Annotated in this window: 1 pseudogene; it reads right to left on the minus strand. The window is 69.2% G+C overall.

Going from position 1 to position 240, the window contains the following annotated elements:
- Window positions 1-240, minus strand: a pseudogene (locus Q1B08_RS21900) (peptidase); the annotation flags it as partial.

Here is a 240-nt window from a genome sequence, read left to right on the forward strand (position 1 = left end):
CAGGTGCAGTGGCGGGCAGCGGCTGAGGAACGGCGCGGACAGCCCCTCGGTCGTGTTGGCGGTCAGCACCCAGCCGATCCACGACAGGTCGAAGCGGACCCGGAAGTACGGGCAGGACCACGCCGCCGCCGTCGATCGATCAAGAAGCGGCAGCAGCGCTTGGGCGAGGTCGTGCGCGGTGCCGGACTTCGACCGGACGGACCCGGCCTTCTCGATCTCGTCGACGACGATCAGCGGATT

It is taken from the genome of uncultured Jannaschia sp., from assembly GCF_947494025.1.
Lineage (GTDB): Bacteria > Pseudomonadota > Alphaproteobacteria > Rhodobacterales > Rhodobacteraceae > Jannaschia.